General features: G+C 69.4%; 1 protein-coding gene. It reads right to left on the reverse strand.

Translation table 11 applies throughout. The features are described 5' to 3' along the window. A partial coding sequence (locus JNB71_RS24235; RefSeq protein ID WP_220374314.1) for a substrate binding domain-containing protein occupies positions 1-444 on the reverse strand: 444 nt, incomplete at both ends.

The following is a 444-nucleotide window of genomic DNA, read 5'->3' on the forward strand; positions in this document are numbered from 1 at the left end:
GTCCAGGAATCGCCGCATGATAGCGGGCTGCTGTCGCCGTGACGCGTACACGGCATGAATGCCGAGTTCGTCCAGGCTGAATTCGGGCAGCAGTTCGATCAGCTCGCCGGTACGCAGCAGCGGCGCCACCTGGTAGGTCGGCAGCATGGCGATACCGGCACCGGCCCGCACCGCCTCCAGCAGCAGCGAGGCCTCGTTGGCGCTGATGTTGCCGCCCACCGCCACCGACAGCGAACGGCCGTCTCGGTGCAGCTGCCACAGGCTCTTGCCGACGTAGTGGTGGGTCAGGCAGTTGTGCGCGGCCAGATGCTCGGGAGCAGTCGGCGTGCCGCGTGCCTGCAGGTAGGACGGCGTCGCGCACAGCACCGAGCGGCAGGTGGCCAGCCGCCGCGCGATCAGGCTGGGATCGATATGGCGCGCGATGCGCACGGCCAGGTCCACCCG

The sequence above is a fragment of the Rhizobium herbae genome, from assembly GCF_019511375.1.
Lineage (GTDB): Bacteria > Pseudomonadota > Alphaproteobacteria > Rhizobiales > Rhizobiaceae > Pararhizobium > Pararhizobium herbae_A.